The organism is Micromonospora sp. CA-248089 (assembly GCF_050948515.1).
Classification (GTDB): domain Bacteria; phylum Actinomycetota; class Actinomycetes; order Mycobacteriales; family Micromonosporaceae; genus Micromonospora.
The window spans coordinates 2,832,628-2,846,251 of record NZ_CP192016.1; the positions used below are offsets into that span (position 1 = coordinate 2,832,628).

19 protein-coding genes are annotated in these 13,624 nt (G+C 73.4%); 9 read left to right on the top strand and 10 right to left on the bottom strand.

Annotation, left to right across the window (positions count from 1 at the left end; all coding sequences use genetic code 11):
• Positions 1–5: 5 nt before the first annotated feature.
• The gene (locus ACQP26_RS13470; protein WP_269706645.1) at positions 6–782 is read right to left on the bottom strand and encodes a hypothetical protein; all 777 of its coding nucleotides are present in this window, start codon (positions 780–782) and stop codon (positions 6–8) included.
• 112 nt (positions 783–894) lie between these two features.
• Between ACQP26_RS13470 and ACQP26_RS13475 the strand changes: the two genes are divergently transcribed.
• Positions 895–1,359 (top strand): MarR family transcriptional regulator, encoded by a 465-nt coding sequence (locus tag ACQP26_RS13475; protein ID WP_269706644.1) that lies wholly within the window; start codon positions 895–897, stop codon positions 1,357–1,359.
• Between the two features lie 14 nt (positions 1,360–1,373).
• Here the strand turns inward: ACQP26_RS13475 and ACQP26_RS13480 are convergent, their stop codons facing one another.
• Positions 1,374–1,598 carry a hypothetical protein gene (locus ACQP26_RS13480; protein WP_269706643.1) on the bottom strand — a complete coding sequence of 75 codons (225 nt, stop codon included), beginning with the start codon at positions 1,596–1,598 and terminating at the stop codon, positions 1,374–1,376.
• A 115-nt stretch (positions 1,599–1,713) separates the two neighbouring features.
• On the opposite strand from ACQP26_RS13480, the gene ACQP26_RS13485 reads away from it, so the two are divergent.
• Positions 1,714–2,589, top strand: coding sequence for an alpha/beta fold hydrolase (locus tag ACQP26_RS13485; RefSeq protein ID WP_269706642.1), 876 nt, complete (start codon positions 1,714–1,716; stop codon positions 2,587–2,589).
• Between the two features lie 62 nt (positions 2,590–2,651).
• Positions 2,652–3,890 (top strand): low temperature requirement protein A, encoded by a 1,239-nt coding sequence (locus tag ACQP26_RS13490; protein ID WP_433495877.1) that lies wholly within the window; start codon positions 2,652–2,654, stop codon positions 3,888–3,890.
• Positions 3,891–3,892: 2 nt separating this feature from the next.
• On the opposite strand, the gene ACQP26_RS13495 is transcribed toward ACQP26_RS13490, so the two are convergent.
• Both ACQP26_RS13495 and ACQP26_RS13500 read right to left on the bottom strand, forming a co-directional pair.
• Positions 3,893–4,498, bottom strand: a complete 606-nt coding sequence (locus tag ACQP26_RS13495) for a YdeI/OmpD-associated family protein (protein WP_269706639.1) — start codon at positions 4,496–4,498, stop codon at positions 3,893–3,895.
• A 10-nt stretch (positions 4,499–4,508) separates the two neighbouring features.
• A complete protein-coding gene (locus ACQP26_RS13500) occupies positions 4,509–4,898 on the bottom strand; it encodes a winged helix-turn-helix transcriptional regulator (RefSeq protein ID WP_269706637.1) in 390 nt (129 codons plus the stop codon).
• A 61-nt stretch (positions 4,899–4,959) separates the two neighbouring features.
• On the opposite strand from ACQP26_RS13500, the gene ACQP26_RS13505 reads away from it, so the two are divergent.
• Positions 4,960–5,625, top strand: a complete 666-nt coding sequence (locus ACQP26_RS13505) for an NAD(P)-dependent oxidoreductase (RefSeq protein ID WP_269706636.1) — start codon at positions 4,960–4,962, stop codon at positions 5,623–5,625.
• Here ACQP26_RS13505 and ACQP26_RS13510 read toward each other — a convergent pair.
• Positions 5,622–6,278 carry an HAD family hydrolase gene (locus ACQP26_RS13510; protein WP_269706635.1) on the bottom strand — a complete coding sequence of 219 codons (657 nt, stop codon included), beginning with the start codon at positions 6,276–6,278 and terminating at the stop codon, positions 5,622–5,624. The genes ACQP26_RS13505 and ACQP26_RS13510 overlap by 4 nt on opposite strands.
• A 62-nt stretch (positions 6,279–6,340) precedes the next feature.
• Between ACQP26_RS13510 and ACQP26_RS13515 the strand changes: the two genes are divergently transcribed.
• The 3 genes from ACQP26_RS13515 to ACQP26_RS13525 all read left to right on the top strand — a co-directional run bounded on the left by ACQP26_RS13515 (position 6,341) and on the right by ACQP26_RS13525 (position 8,687).
• Positions 6,341–6,922, top strand: a complete 582-nt coding sequence (locus ACQP26_RS13515) for a carboxymuconolactone decarboxylase family protein (protein WP_269706634.1) — start codon at positions 6,341–6,343, stop codon at positions 6,920–6,922.
• An 84-nt stretch (positions 6,923–7,006) separates the two neighbouring features.
• A complete protein-coding gene (locus tag ACQP26_RS13520; RefSeq protein WP_269706633.1) occupies positions 7,007–7,981 on the top strand; it encodes a DUF1152 domain-containing protein in 975 nt (324 codons plus the stop codon).
• Positions 7,982–8,021: 40 nt separating this feature from the next.
• Positions 8,022–8,687, top strand: coding sequence for an alpha/beta fold hydrolase (locus ACQP26_RS13525; RefSeq protein ID WP_269706632.1), 666 nt, complete (start codon positions 8,022–8,024; stop codon positions 8,685–8,687).
• Here the strand turns inward: ACQP26_RS13525 and ACQP26_RS13530 are convergent.
• Complete coding sequence (locus ACQP26_RS13530; RefSeq protein WP_269706631.1) at positions 8,614–9,417, bottom strand: class I SAM-dependent methyltransferase; 804 nt, start codon at positions 9,415–9,417, stop codon at positions 8,614–8,616. The genes ACQP26_RS13525 and ACQP26_RS13530 overlap by 74 nt on opposite strands.
• A gap of 51 nt (positions 9,418–9,468) precedes the next feature.
• Between ACQP26_RS13530 and ACQP26_RS13535 the strand changes: the two genes are divergently transcribed.
• Positions 9,469–10,107 carry a class I SAM-dependent DNA methyltransferase gene (locus ACQP26_RS13535; RefSeq protein ID WP_433495878.1) on the top strand — a complete coding sequence of 213 codons (639 nt, stop codon included), beginning with the start codon at positions 9,469–9,471 and terminating at the stop codon, positions 10,105–10,107.
• A 6-nt stretch (positions 10,108–10,113) separates the two neighbouring features.
• Here ACQP26_RS13535 and ACQP26_RS13540 read toward each other — a convergent pair whose 3' ends face one another.
• Both ACQP26_RS13540 and ACQP26_RS13545 read right to left on the bottom strand, forming a co-directional pair.
• On the bottom strand, positions 10,114–10,884 hold the full coding sequence (locus ACQP26_RS13540; RefSeq protein WP_269706629.1) for a maleylpyruvate isomerase N-terminal domain-containing protein: 771 nt from the start codon (positions 10,882–10,884) through the stop codon (positions 10,114–10,116).
• On the bottom strand, positions 10,881–11,435 hold the full coding sequence (locus ACQP26_RS13545) for an AAA family ATPase (RefSeq protein ID WP_269706628.1): 555 nt from the start codon (positions 11,433–11,435) through the stop codon (positions 10,881–10,883). The genes ACQP26_RS13540 and ACQP26_RS13545 overlap by 4 nt, the downstream gene beginning before the upstream one ends.
• Positions 11,436–11,473: 38 nt before the next feature.
• On the opposite strand from ACQP26_RS13545, the gene ACQP26_RS13550 reads away from it, so the two are divergent.
• The gene (locus tag ACQP26_RS13550) at positions 11,474–12,238 is read left to right on the top strand and encodes a class I SAM-dependent methyltransferase (protein ID WP_269706627.1); all 765 of its coding nucleotides are present in this window, start codon (positions 11,474–11,476) and stop codon (positions 12,236–12,238) included.
• A 4-nt stretch (positions 12,239–12,242) separates the two neighbouring features.
• On the opposite strand, the gene ACQP26_RS13555 is transcribed toward ACQP26_RS13550, so the two are convergent.
• Positions 12,243–13,334, bottom strand: coding sequence for a winged helix DNA-binding domain-containing protein (locus ACQP26_RS13555; RefSeq protein ID WP_433495879.1), 1,092 nt, complete (start codon positions 13,332–13,334; stop codon positions 12,243–12,245).
• A 64-nt stretch (positions 13,335–13,398) separates the two neighbouring features.
• Positions 13,399–13,617 (bottom strand): hypothetical protein, encoded by a 219-nt coding sequence (locus ACQP26_RS13560; RefSeq protein WP_269706625.1) that lies wholly within the window; start codon positions 13,615–13,617, stop codon positions 13,399–13,401.
• Positions 13,618–13,624: the final 7 nt, after the last annotated feature.

Consider the following 13,624-nt stretch of genomic DNA (forward strand, 5'->3'; position numbering starts at 1 on the left):
CCGGGTCAGGTGCGGCAGACGATCGTCGCGTCGTCGGTGGCGACACCCTCGCGCGCCTCCGCCTGCCGGACCCGGTGGATGACCTCGGCCGGACCGTCGCTGTCCAGCAGGCGCAGCAGCCCCGGCCAGTCGGTCAGGCCGAACGTGTCCACGAGCCGGCTCGCGCCGTTGCTGAGCAGCGCCGCCGCTGTCACGTCGTCCGCCGGGCCGCTGCCGGTGACCGCCTCGTCCACGACCGTCGGGTCGTCCTTCGCGACCCAGAAGCCACCAGGGCTGTTGCGGCGGGATCGCAGTTCCATCATCAGCCGCCGGTACTCGTCGCCGCCCTTCGGCACGTCCTTCAGCCGCTCCTCGAAGGATCGCGCGATCACCACCTCACGCGGATCGTGGGCGACGAGCGGTTCACCGCCCGCCCGGCCGACGACAGCCACCGCGTCGCCGAGGACCAGGTGCTCGACGGTGCCGCCGGAGAACCGGAGCATCGCGACCGCCGCGAACGGGCTGATCGGATGCGCGACATCGCAGGTGTCGCGGTGCTGGTCGGTGACCCGCTCGATGCCCTCGGCCAGCACGTCGCGCAGGCTCCGCTCCTCGGCCAGCGCGCCCAGCAACGCACCGCCGAGCCGGGTCGCGTACCAGGCGATGCCGTGGTGACAGACCTCGTCCGCGCCGGCGATGCCACCCGCGCCGTCGACCAGGACCAGCCCGCACGGTACGGCGCCGGCGAAGTCCTCATTGGCCCGGCCGGGATGCCCCGCGTCGGTCGCCATCGCTACCCGCATCGGCTCATCATGCCCGGGCCGGCCGGAACGCGATGTCCCTCGCGGCTTGATCTGAAGCGTGGTTGAGGTTCTAGCGTCGTGCTCACCCGACCACCGCCGGAGGTAGATCACCATGACGACGCCGCACCTGTCCGACGCCGAACTCGCGGGCCAGCCGGCCGCCTACTGGACGGGCGTCGCGTACGAATCGCTCATCGCCTTCACCCGGGCCCAGCAGGCCGCGCACGGCTTCACCCAGCCCCAGTTCTGGCTCCTGCGCAACCTGTCCCCGAACGACCTCCTGCCCGGCGGCGGCGGACTGACCGTTCCCGAGCTGCGGCACGCGATGCGCTCGTACCTGCGGGCCGAGGACGACCTGGACGCCGAGGCGGAGGTGCTGCGGGAACACGGCTGGCTGACCCGCGACGCGGACGGCCGGCTGCGGATCACCGAGGCGGGGGAGGCCGCCCGGCTCCGCCTCAAGCAGCACGCGCCGGGGATCCGGGCCCGTATCCACGACGGCGTCGACGACGCCGACTACGTCACCACCCTCAAAGTGCTCCGGCGGATGATCCGGAACACCGGCGGCGCCGTATAGCGCAGGGACCCGCCTCAGGACGCCCGAAGCCGCCGGATCGCCAGGAGGGCTCCCTGATGGAGCAGCACGCCGGCACCGGTGTTCGCGACGGCGAGCACGGCCGCGCCGAGCAGCCCGGCGCCGACGTCCGTCACGCCGGTCGCGACCAGCAGGGCCGGCCAGCCCAGCGCCGCGGCGACGAGCGACGACCGCCACCAGCGCCCCAGGACAAGCCCGAACAGGATCAGCACCGGGATCATCGCGGGCGACCTCCCACCGTCGGCTCGTTCGAGCGTACGCCCGGGTCGGCCCCGCCGGTCGTCGCTGCTGCCGGAAACGGCCGTACGGGCGCGGCCGGCCCGCCAGGATGAGGTGATGCGCGCCAGTCAGAAGATCCGCCACCGGCACGCCGACGTCGACGGCCTGGAGGTGTTCTTCCGCGAGGCCGGACGTCCCGGCGACCCGGCGGTGCTGCTGCTGCACGGCTTCCCCAGCTCGTCGCACACGTTCCGCGAGGTCATGCCCACCCTCGCCGAGGTCGCGTACGTGCTCGCGCCCGACCTGCCGGGCTTCGGCATGTCGTCGTCGCCCACCCTCGGCGAGTACGACTACACGTTCGAGAACCTGTCATGGACCGTCGAGCGCCTGCTCGCCCTGCTCGGCGTGGACCGCTTCTTCGTCTACCTGCACGACTTCGGCGCGCCGGTCGGCTACCACCTGGCCACCCGAGCCCCGGAGCGGATCCGCGGCCTGATCGTGCAGAGCGGCAACGCGCACGCAGACGGGCTCGGCGCGCAGTGGGACACCGCGCGGGCGTACTGGGCCGACCCGGGCGAGGCCACCCGCGCCGCGCTGCCGGACTGGCTGACCTTCGACGGCACCCGGGACCAGTACCTCGCCGGGCTGCCCACGCACGTACGCCCGCTGCAGGCACCTGAGGCGTGGCACCTGGACTGGGAGCGGATGACCCGGCCCGGCAACGTCGAGGCGCAGTTCGCGCTGTTCACCGACTACGCGAACCACGTCGCCCGGTTCGGCGAGATCGCCGCCTACCACCGGGCCTGCCAGCCGCCGGCGCTCGTGCTGTGGGGCCGGCACGACGCCTACTTCGACGTGGACGAGGTCCTCGCGTACCACCGTGTGCTGGACCGGATGCACGCGCACCTCCTCGACGGCGGCCATCTGCTGCTGGAGACGCACGCGGCCGAGTGCTCCGCCCTGATGCGTGCGTTCGTCCGGGACCACTCGTGAGCCGGGAAGCCGCCGACTTGGGCCCGCGGCTGAAACACGAGCTGTATCACCGGCTGCGGCCGATGACCGGCCGTGACCCCGGCGAGAAGGGCCGGTCCACCACGCCGCTGGAGCTGCTGTACGACCTGACGTACGTCGTCGCGTTCGGAGCCGCCGCCGACCAGCTCGCCCACGGCATCGGCGACGGGCACGTGGGAGCGGCGCTCGGCGCCTACGCGTTCGCGATCTTCGCGGTGACGTGGGCATGGATCAACTTCACCTGGTTCTCCTCGGCGTACGACAACGACGACGCGTTGTTCCGTGGCGCGACGCTCGTGCAGATGCTCGGCGTCGTCATCCTCATCTTCGGGCTGCCGGTGAGCTTCGACGCCACCGCCGAGGGCGGCAGCCCGAACAACCTGCTGCTGGTCGTCGGCTACATCGTCATGCGCGTACCCATCATCGGGCTGTGGCTGCGCGCCGCCCGCCAGGACCCCGCGCACCGCCGGACCACCGTCGCGTACGCGGTCACGATCGCCGTCGCGCAGGTCGGGTGGCTGCTGTCCGCGATCCTCCCGCTGCCGGTCGGCGTGGTCGTCGCCGCGCTCGTGCTGCTGGCCCTGGCCGAGATGGCCGCGCCGGTGGTGACGGAGCGGCGGCTCGGCAGCCCACCGTGGAACGCCGGTCACCTGGCCGAACGGTTCAGCCTCCTGACGCTGATCACGCTCGGGGAGGTGGTCGCCGCCACGACCGCCGCCGTCGGGGCGCTGATCCGGGAACAGGGGTGGAGCGTCGCCGCCGTCGTGATCATCGCGTCCGGGCTCGTGCTCGCCGCCACGCTCTGGTGGGCGTACTTCCTCGTGCCCTCCCGGCCCGTCCTCGAACGGTGGCCTGCTCGCGCGTTCGCGTGGCGCTACGCGCACCTGCCGATCTTCGGCGCCATCGCCGCGGTGGGCGCCGGACTGCGCGTCGCGACCAGCGCCGTCGAGGAGGAGAAACTCTCCGCGCTCCAGGTGGCGCTCTCGCTCGCGGTGCCGATGGCCGCGCTGCTCGTCATGATCTTCGTGACGTGGAGCGTGCTCCTGCACTCCTACGACCTGACGCACGTGCCGCTGCTGGTAGCGTCGCTCGTACCGCTCGCGGCCGCCGTTGCCGTCCCGTCCGTGCTCGGCGCCACCGGGCCGGTCCATCCGGACGACCGGGCCAGCCTGACCGCGCTCGTCGCCGCCATCGCGCTGGTCGCCTTGTCGGGGATCGTCGAGGTGGTCGGGCACGAGACGGTCGGCTACCGGCACACGATGCGGGCGCTCGACCGGGGCTGACGTCACGACGTGCGCGGCGGCTTCGCCTTCTGCGGGTGGAACGTCTCGTGGCGGGCCAGCATGGCGACGAACTCGCCGATCTTGCGCGTGCGGGTCTCCGCGCGCTTGACGGCATTGAGCCGGTGGATGAGTGCGAACCTGTTGGCGCTGGTGAGCACGTCGAACATGGCCTGGGCGGCGGGCTCGGCCGCGATGGCGGCGAGCAGGTCGGCCGGCACCTCGGCCTCCGACGGCGGCGCGTAGGCCGCCGCCCATCGGCCGTCCGCCTTCGCGGCCTCCACCGCGGCCCGGCCCGCCGGCGTCATCCGCCCCTGTTCCTCCAGCCGGGCCACGTTGGCGACGTTGCGTTGCGACCAGGCGCTGCGGGCCCGGCGCGGGGTGAACCGGATCCAGGAGCTCTCGTGGTCGCGCTTGCGGGCCTGCCCGTCGATCCAGCCGAAGCACAACGCCTCGTCGACCGCCTGCTGCCAGGTCAGCGTGGTGAGCGTGCCGCCCTTGCGGGTCAGGGCGAGCCAGACGCCGGGCGACGTGTCGTGGTGGGCGGACAACCACGAGCGCAGCCCTTCCGCGTCGGGCACGATCAGCTCGTCCAGCTCGGCGGTTCCCATGACCGGCAGGCTATGCCGGGGGTACGACATCGGCGCCGGCCCGCCGCTCGTGCGACCGGCGGGCGGCCAGCAACTCGTCCAGGTGCGCCTCGCTCCACGACCGGGCGGCCGCGACCAGCGTCAGCAGGCTGCGGCCCAGCGGCGTCAGCGCGTACTCCACGCGCGGCGGGTTCTCGTCGTAGGCGGTACGCGTGACCAGCCCGTCGCGTTCCATCGCCCGCAGCGTCCCGGCCAGCACCTTCGGCGTGACCGTGCGCAGCGGCACCCGCAACTCGGTGAACCGGCGCGGCCCGTGCTCCAGGCACAACACCACCATCGCGGTCCACTTTTCGCCGATCCGCAGCGGCATCACCCGCGACGGGCACGCGCGATCGAACATGTCCGGATCGAGCGGCGTCATCGCCCGAGCGTAACGCCGGTACCGTTGCGGTAACCGGCATCCGGCGCTCTAGCGTCGCGCCATGACCAGCATCGCCGTCTTCGGCGCGGGCGGCCGGGCCGGCCGCGCGATCACCGCCGAGGCCCACCGCCGCGGCCACCGCGTCACCGCCGTCGTCCGCGACCCCGCCCGTCATCCCGACCTCACCTCCGCGGTACGCGGCGACGTCACCGACCCGGAGACGGTCACCTCCATCGGGTACGGGCACGACGCCGTCGTCCACGCGGTCAGCCCGGCGTCCGGTCCGGAGGCACTCGCCGCCGCCGGCCTCGATCCGGAGTTCTTCGTCCGGGCGGCCGACGCGCTGCTGCACGGCCTGGCCCGCGCAGCCGTGCCCCGGCTCGTGGCGATCGGCCTGTTCGCCACGCTCACCGACGCGCGTGGCCGGCCCCTCTACGACGACCCGGCCGTTCTTCCCGCCGAGTTGCGGCCGTTCGCGCTCAGCCACGCCGCCGGCCTGGACCGGCTCCGCGCGGCGGACACCACAGTCGACTGGCTCGTGCTCACCCCGCCGGCCGCGCTGGACGTGGAGGGCCCTCGCACCGGCCGGTACCGCCTCGGCGGCGAGCAGGCCCCGGCGTCGGCGTACCTGTCGTACGCCGATCTGGCGGTGGCGGTGGTTGACGAGATCGAGTCACCGCGCCACCACCGCACCCGGGTCTCGGTCTTCGCCGAGGCCCCGGCCTAGCCGGCCGCCGCGTTGTGCCGCGCGACCAGGGCCGGCAGCTCGTCCAGCGAGTCGATGCGGAACAGGCACCGCTCGGCCACGTCCGGCATGTCGAGGATGTGCCCCCACGGGCCGCGCCGGATCAGGCACGCCGACATGCCGGCGGCCATCGCGGGCGCGGCGTCGTTGTCCGGCCGGTCACCGACGTACAGGATCGCGGACGCGTCGCCGCCGCCCTCGCGGACGACCCGGTCGAAGAACTCCGGCGCCGGTTTCGCCACGCCCCAGGCCGCCGACGTGCCGATGACGTCCACCGGCAGGTCCAGCGCCCGCAGCGTCGCCTCGGCGTGCTCCGGCTGGTTGCCGGCCAGACCGACGCGCAGGCCCTGCTCCCGCAGGGCGGCCAGGCAGGCCCGCGCGTCCGGGTAGAGGTCGTCGGCGCCGAAGGACTCCGGGTCACCGGCGGCGACCCGGCGCGTCAGTTCGGCGGTGAGGTCGAAGTCCGGCCGGAACGCCCGGAACACCTCCTGGTAGTCCAGGCCCCGGGCGATCACCGCGCCGAAGACGGCGGAGAACGTGTGCCGGGGAACGCCCAGCCAGTCCGCCCAGGTCGCGAACTCGCGCGTCTCGTCGAGGATCGTCCCGCCCACGTCGAAGAAGACCGCCTGGATCATCAGCGGATCGTACTGTCGTTGATCAGCCAGTGGGGGGCGCCCGGGTGGCGCAGACTGCCCGCATGAATTCCGCCTTCCTCCCCGAACCGCCGCAGAGCCCGGCGGCGAAAGCCGCGTACGAGGACGACCTCGCCGCCGACGGCTACGTGAACAACCTCACCCGCGTCTGGTGCTGGCGACCCGACGTGCTGATGTCCTTCCAGAACACGCGCACCGAACTGCTGTCCGAGTCCACGTTGTCCTCGCGGGAGGTGGCCGTGCTGGTCGCCGCCACCGCTGCCGCGCGCGGCGACTCGTACTGCTCGCTGGCCTGGGGCGCCCGGCTGGCCGGGATGAGCGACGAGGCGACCGCCGCCGGGGTCCTGCGCGGCGACGAGGCGGACCTGTCCGAGCGGGAGACGGCTCTGGCCGACTGGTCCCGCCGGGTCGTGACGGATCCGAACGCCACCACCGAGGCCGACGCGCAACGCCTGCGCGACGTCGGCCTGAGCGACCGGGAGATCTTCGAGGCGACCACGCTGATCGCGTTCCGGCTGGCCTTCTCCACGGTGAACGACGCGCTCGGCGCGCGGCCGGACGCGCAACTGGCGGAGAAGGCGCCGAAGCTGGTCCGGGAGGCGGTGACGTTCGGCCGCCCGGTTTGAACGAGCGGGTCCCGGCCCCGGGCCGTGCCTCGACCGGGTGGCCACGGGGCAGCGGTCCGCCACGCGAGCGGAGATCATCATCTGGTGACCGACACCGCCGCGTACACCTTGGCCGTTCCGCCGTTGTTCGCCGCCCTGGCCCCGGCACGCGACGTCCTGATCGCCGGAGCCGGTGGCGGCTTCGACGTGTACGCCGGCCTGCCGCTGGCGCTGGCGCTGTGGCAGGCTGGCAAGCGGGTGCACCTGGCCAGCCTCTCCTTCTCGGAGCTGGAACTGCTCGACCGGCAGGTGTGGGTGGACGAGCACGTGGCGGCGATCCGGCCGGACACCCTCAGCCCGGACTGGTACTTCCCGGAGGCGCACCTGGCCCGCTGGCTGGCGGGCCGGGACCTGCCGTCGACCGTGTACGCCTTCCCGCCGCTGGGCGTGCAGCCGCTTCGTGAGGCGTACCGGCACCTGGTCGACCGGCTCGACCTCGACGCGATCGTGCTCGTCGACGGCGGCACCGACATCCTGTTGCGCGGTGACGAGAGCGGCCTGGGCACCCCGGTGGAGGACATCACCAGCCTGGCCGCCGTGGCCGGGCTGGACGTGCCGATCCGGCTGGTGAGCAGTCTCGGGTTCGGCATCGACGCGCACGACGGCGTCAACCACGTCGAGGTGCTGGAGAACCTGGCCGCGCTCGACCGGGAGGGCGGCTACCTCGGCGCGCTGTCCATTCCGGGCTCCAGCCGTGAGGCGGTGCTCTACCGCGAGGCGGTCGCGCAGGCCCAGGCCGCCACCCCGCACCGGCCGAGCATCGTCCAGGGGCAGATCGCCGCCGCCACCGGCGGCACGTGCGGAGACGTACGGTTCAGCCGGCGTACCAGCCACGGCGACCTGTTCGTCAACCCCCTCATGGCGATCTACTTCTCCGTCGACCTGCCCCGGCTCGCCGCCCGCTGCCTCTACCTCGACCGGATCGAGAACACGATCGGGCGGCGTCAGGTCATCACCCGCATCGAGGCGTTCCGCGACGAGCTGCGGGCCACCCGGATCCCGCGGGCATTTCCGCACTGACCGCGACCGCATGTCGTACCCGTGTGGGAGGGTCCCGGGTATGACGACGTTCGTGCTCATCCACGGTGGCGGGGGCAGCGCGTGGGACTGGCATCTGCTGGTTCCCGAGCTGGCCGCCCGGGGTCACGACGCGGTGGTGCCGGAGCTGCCGATCGGCGACCGGTCGGCGGGGTTCGCCGACTTCCGCCAGGCGGTGGTCGACGCCGTCGGTGACCGCGACGACCTCGTGGTGGTCGGGCACTCGTACGGCGCGTTCACCGCACCGCTGGTCGCCGACCGGCTGCCGGTGCGGCAGCTGGTCCTGCTCACCCCGATGATTCCGCGGCCCGGTGAGAAGCCGGGGGACTGGTGGGGCAACACCGGCTACCGCGAGCCGGAAGGGCTCAGCGAGGAGCAGCAGTTCTACAACGGCGTGCCGCCCGAGATCGTCGCCGAGGCGCCCGCGCACGGCCGGCAGCAGGTCAGCGCGGAGTGGGACGAGCCGTGGCCGCTCGCCACCTGGCCGGCCGTGCCGACGGCGGTGCTGATCGGCCGCGACGACCGGTTCTTCCCCGCCGACTTCCAACGCCGGGTGGCCGCCGACCGGCTCGGCGTGGTGCCGGACGAGATCGACGGCGGCCACGCGATGGCGCTCAGTCGTCCGGGCCCGCTCGCCGACCGGCTGACCGCCTACCTGGTGACGTCCGCCGGGCCAGGTGGACCGTGACGTCGGCGGTGACCTCGACCGTGCCGGGCAGGACGTCCCGGACGCGGCGGAACACCTGCTCGCGTACGTGCGGCGGCAGTTCGAGATAGGCCGAGACGGTCGACAGCAGACCGATGTATTCGTCGGCACTCGTCGTGATCCGCCGTTCGATGACCTCCTGCCGCACGTCGGTGAACCACTCGGAGGCGCGCAGCTCGGTGCCGGGCCACTGCATGCCGGCCTCCGGTGACGTTCCGTCCGGCGACGGGATCTCGTCGTCGGCGAGGAACTCGGCCCGGGCGGCGGCGACCGCGTCGCGCAGCGCCGGGTCGGCCAGTCGCAGCGGCCCGCCGAACGAGGCGAACACGCCACCGGGCGTCAGCAGCGCGGCCACCCGCTCCCACCGCCGGTCCGGGTCGGTCCAGTGCAGCGCCGCCGCCGCGTACACCAGGTCGTGGCGCTCGTCGGCGGGCAACTCCTCGAACGCGGCCTGTCGGACCCGTACCTCGGCCGGGACGTGCCGGCGCAGTTCGGCGAGCATCGCGGGGTCCGGGTCGGTGGCGGTGACCGCGATGCCGCGCCGGGCGAACAGCCGGGTCGCCTTGCCGGTCCCGGCGCCGATCTCCAGGGCGGTCCGGATCGGGCGGCCCGCGTACGCCAGCACCAGGTCGGCCAGTTCCTCGGGATAGCCGGGCCGGAAACGCTCGTACGCCTGCGCGGCCGCTCCGAAGCTCAACGCACGACCCGGCATGCCGACCATCCTCCCACTGTCGCCCGTTCGTTCGCGGCTATCGTGCGCGGCGTGAGCGATCCCAGCTGGCTGGACGACACCCGCACCTCCTACGACACGGTTGCGTCCAGTTACGCCGACCTGCTGCGTGATGCCCTGGCGAACGAGCCGTTCCAGCGCGGCATCCTCGCGCTCTTCGCCGAGCTGGTCCGGGCGCGGGGGAGCGGCCCGGTCGCAGACGTCGGCTGCGGACCGGGCCGGATCACCCGGCACCTGCGCGATCTGGGCTTGAGCGCGTTCGGCATCGACCTGTCACCGGCGATGATCGACCTGGCGCGGCGCGACCACCCGGGCGTCCGCTTCGAGGTGGGCTCGATGACCCGTCTGGACCTCACCGACGAGTGCCTGACCGGGTTGCTCTCCTGGTTCTCCCTGATCCACGTCCCGGACGACGAGGTGCCCGCCGTCCTCGCCGGATTCCACCGGGTGCTGCGGTCCGGCGGCGTCGTGCTGCTCGGATTCCACGCCGGTGACGGCAGCCGGCTCAAGACACAGGGGTACGGCGGGCACCCGATGCGCGTCTACGTGCACCGCCGTCCACCGGGGCGGGTCGCGGCCTGGCTGACCGACGCCGGGTTCACCGTCGAGGCCGAGATGACGCATCGTCCCGCGCCGGACGTCGAGGGCGGATTCGTCTTCGCCCACCGGTGACGGCGGCTACGCGTCCGGGTCCCACGCCGCGATCCGGTCGAGCACCTGCCGGTCGCCCTCGATGGTGAGCGCGTCCAGCGGTATCCGGCCGTAGAAGGCCAGGACCAGGTCACCGGCGGTGGACCGGGCGGCGGTGTCGGCCGGGTCCGCATCGGCTCCGGCGGGCAGGTTGGTGACCCGTACGCCGTCGGGGGAGAGCCGCACGCGCCACCATCCGCCCTCGGTGAGGTGGTAGTCGAGGACGGCCGGCTCGTACGGCCACGGCACCGTGGTCGCGCAGCAGGTGAACAGGAAGTCCGCCACGCCGTCGAGGGCCACCTCGACCGGCAGCGGCTGCGGCGCGCCCACGGTGAGCTGGGCGTCGTAGGTGTGCACCGCGATCTCCTGGAGCTGGTGTCGGGCGACCGCGCCGCAGTTCTGCGGCGACTGCGACGTGTCCCACCACGTCCAGCAGGCACGATCGGGTCCGGCGTCGCGCAGCGCGGCCAGCAGCTGCTCGGTGGACTCGGCGAGCCAGTCCCGCAGCGCCGTACGCTCCCGGGGAGCGTCGGGACCACCGGGGGCGGCCCGTCCGGACGCCTCGGGACCGGCGGCGACGGTGGCCGCCCAGGAGCGGCGCCCCTGGCCGATGTGCCGGGCCAGGTCGAACAGCGTCCACTCGGGGCAGGTCGGCACCGGCGCGTCGAGGTCCGGCGCGGCGGCGACCGCCTCCCGGAAGGCGGCCGACCGGTCGTCGATCAGCCGCAGCCGATCGGAAAACGTCAGGGGCTCGATCACGCCGGATGTCTATCACCGTGCCCGGAAGCCCGACAGCGAGTTTCGGCACGCACGTGCGCGGCGACGGCGTCGGCCACCTGCTCGGGCGGGGCGGAGGCGTCGATCAGACGGGCGTCGGTCACCGACGCGAACGTGGCCAGGGCCCGGTCGATGTGGTCGTGCCGCCAGCCGCGTGCGCCGGTCTCGAGCTGGTCGGCGTCGATGCGCGCACGCAACCGGTCCTCGGGGAGCGTGAGCACCACCTCGCGGACGTCGGCGCCGGCGGTGCGGATGCCGCCGAGGATCTCCGTGCGATACGCCGGGTCGAGCAGGCTCATCGGCACGATCCAGATGCCCGGGTGGTGCCGGTCCAGCCCGGTGACCGTCTGCACGACGAGGTGACGCCACAGTGGCAGGTCCTGGAAGTCGTCGGTCGGCGGGGTGACGAACGCGGTGAGCATCGAGCCGAGGAACTCCGGGTCGAACAGCCGCGCGTCCGGAAGCGCGTCCGTGAGCAGCCGTGCCGTGGTCGTCTTGCCGACGCCGAACGCACCGTTGATCCAGACAATCATGGACATGATCATCGCACTGGCGTTGCTAGCCTGATGCGGTGAGCTTCGATGTGGACGCTTCCGCGTACGGCCGGTCCATGGGCCGATTCGCCGAGGCGCTGGCGGTGCGCTTCGCCGACGCCGCGGGTGTCACGCCGGGGCAGCGGGCGCTTGATGTCGGCTGCGGCACCGGAGCGTTGACCGCGGAGCTGGTGGCACGGCTGGGGCCCGAGGCGGTGTCGGCTGTCGACCCGTCGGCGCCGTTCGTCGAGGCGGCCCGGGTGCGTTTGCCGGGGGCCGATGTCCGGCGGGCGTCGGCCGAGCTGCTGCCGTTCCCCGACGGCGGCTTCGACGTCACCCTCGCTCAGCTCGTCGTGCACTTCATGACGGACCCGGTTGCCGGGCTGCGGGAGATGGGCCGGGTGACCCGACCCGGGGGCGTGGTGGCGGCCTGCGTGTGGGACCACGCCGGTGGGCGTGGGCCGCTGACCGTGTTCTGGCAGGCGGTCCGGTCGCTCGACCCGGATGCGCACGACGAGTCAGGGCTCGCCGGGGCGCGGGAAGAGCACCTCGCCGAGCTGTTCACCGCCGCCGGGCTGCGGGACGTGCGGTCCTCCGTGCTCACCGTCCGGACACGTTTCGCGAGCTTCGACCAGTGGTGGGAGCCGTACACGCTCGGTGTGGGCCCGGCCGGGGACCACGTCCAGCGGCTCGACGCGGCGGGCCGCGCGGCGTTGCGCGACAGGTGCGCGTCGCTGCTCGGCGAACGGTGGCCGGTGGAGGTCCCGGCGTCGGCCTGGACGGCGATCGGGCGGACGCGCTAGGCGGTCAGTCGGCGAAGTCGACACCCGCGAGCGGCACACCCCGGTACGCGGCGAGGCGCTCGGCCTCCGCGACCACCGCCTCCCGGGTGCTGCCGGTGAGCCTGCGCCACGGCTGGACCGCGACGGTGAACGACCGGCCGGACTTGCGGGGCCGCCAGGCGCCGGCCAGCTCCCCGTCGGCGAGCACCGCTCCGGGACGGCCCAGCACCGGCCACAGCTCCTTGGCTCGGGCCACGTCGGGCACCAGCGTCGACCGGTCCTTCGCCTGGAGGAACAGGTCGAACGGGCCGAGCAGGCGGGTCGTCGTGGCGTCCGCCGACGCCAGCGCCGCCTCGTCGTCGGCGAGCAGCCAGCGCGTCTCACCGTCGACGCTCACCTCGACCGCGTCGTGCGGCCAGCGGCCCTTGACCTCCTTGACCGGGGCGTCGAGGTAGTCGGCGACGTGCTTGGGCGTGGCCGGGCCGAGCAGCCGAAGGTAGGCGCGGATGAGCTCGAACCGGTCGCCGGCCGCGGCGGCCGGACGGAAGGCGCGGATGCGTTCCAGGACCGGCGGTGACGTGTCGAGCCGCAGCTCCAGCCCGGCGCGTACGGCGGCGAGCCGGAACGGCATCTCGTAGAGGTGGGTCGCGTCGCACGGCCGGCAGTGCCGCAGGTAGGGCTCGGGCATCATCTCCGCGAGGCGGCCGGAGACCTCGCCCTTGACGGTCGGCTTGCGGACGATCTCCCGCATTCGCGCGGCCACCTCGTCGAGCGCGTCGAGGATGCCGATGCCGGCGGCCTTCAACGGCTTCGCCGCGTCGTAGATGCGCTTGCCCGCGTCGGCGTCGGAGAACGGCTCGACCGCAGCGGCCACCGCGCCCACGTCGGGGCGGCGGTAGAGGTGCGGGGCGCCGCGTACGGTCCAGAGCAGGACCAGGTCGTCGCCGTTCAGCGGGGTCACGTCGACCCCGCGCGTGGCGAGCGCCCAGCGGCCGCCGTCGGGGCCGGTGTCCTGCACGCCGATGTCGAGCACGGCGGTGTCGGCGAGCGAGCCGTGCGCCCGGTCGAGCTGCTGGGCGCGCACGCGGAAGGCCATCACCTGACGCCTGTCGACCATCGTCACAGCGTAGGCGGCGGCACCGACACTTCCGGGACAGCGCGGCCCGGCGCGGCGGGTGCGCTCAGCGCACGGCGGGCGGCACCGGGTCGGTCCGCCGGTCGGGGCCGGAGCGCTTGAGCAGGAAGATCCCGCCGCCGATGAACACGAGGCTGAGCACGATCCCGACCAGGTTTCCGTCGGCGAGCGTGGCGAAGATGCCGAGCAGGCCGAAGATGACGGCGACGCCGCCGACCAGGCGCATGAGGTAACGACCGACTGACTTGCCCCGTGAATCCACCATGGACGCC

What these genes read in the sequence shown, in the direction of transcription:
- ACQP26_RS13555 (WP_433495879.1), bottom strand. Translation starts at nt 13,334, where the DNA reads ATGGTCGACAGGCGTCAGGTGATGGCCTTCCGCGTGCGCGCCCAGCAG.
- ACQP26_RS13530 (WP_269706631.1), bottom strand. Translation starts at nt 9,417, where the DNA reads ATGCCGGGTCGTGCGTTGAGCTTCGGAGCGGCCGCGCAGGCGTACGAG.
- ACQP26_RS13545 (WP_269706628.1), bottom strand. Translation starts at nt 11,435, where the DNA reads ATGATTGTCTGGATCAACGGTGCGTTCGGCGTCGGCAAGACGACCACG.
- ACQP26_RS13490 (WP_433495877.1), top strand. Translation starts at nt 2,652, where the DNA reads ATGACCGGCCGTGACCCCGGCGAGAAGGGCCGGTCCACCACGCCGCTG.
- ACQP26_RS13505 (WP_269706636.1), top strand. Translation starts at nt 4,960, where the DNA reads ATGACCAGCATCGCCGTCTTCGGCGCGGGCGGCCGGGCCGGCCGCGCG.
- ACQP26_RS13515 (WP_269706634.1), top strand. Translation starts at nt 6,341, where the DNA reads ATGAATTCCGCCTTCCTCCCCGAACCGCCGCAGAGCCCGGCGGCGAAA.
- ACQP26_RS13475 (WP_269706644.1), top strand. Translation starts at nt 895, where the DNA reads ATGACGACGCCGCACCTGTCCGACGCCGAACTCGCGGGCCAGCCGGCC.
- ACQP26_RS13480 (WP_269706643.1), bottom strand. Translation starts at nt 1,598, where the DNA reads ATGATCCCGGTGCTGATCCTGTTCGGGCTTGTCCTGGGGCGCTGGTGG.
- ACQP26_RS13560 (WP_269706625.1), bottom strand. Translation starts at nt 13,617, where the DNA reads ATGGTGGATTCACGGGGCAAGTCAGTCGGTCGTTACCTCATGCGCCTG.
- ACQP26_RS13525 (WP_269706632.1), top strand. Translation starts at nt 8,022, where the DNA reads ATGACGACGTTCGTGCTCATCCACGGTGGCGGGGGCAGCGCGTGGGAC.
- ACQP26_RS13510 (WP_269706635.1), bottom strand. Translation starts at nt 6,278, where the DNA reads ATGATCCAGGCGGTCTTCTTCGACGTGGGCGGGACGATCCTCGACGAG.
- ACQP26_RS13485 (WP_269706642.1), top strand. Translation starts at nt 1,714, where the DNA reads ATGCGCGCCAGTCAGAAGATCCGCCACCGGCACGCCGACGTCGACGGC.
- ACQP26_RS13495 (WP_269706639.1), bottom strand. Translation starts at nt 4,498, where the DNA reads ATGGGAACCGCCGAGCTGGACGAGCTGATCGTGCCCGACGCGGAAGGG.
- ACQP26_RS13500 (WP_269706637.1), bottom strand. Translation starts at nt 4,898, where the DNA reads ATGACGCCGCTCGATCCGGACATGTTCGATCGCGCGTGCCCGTCGCGG.
- ACQP26_RS13470 (WP_269706645.1), bottom strand. Translation starts at nt 782, where the DNA reads ATGCGGGTAGCGATGGCGACCGACGCGGGGCATCCCGGCCGGGCCAAT.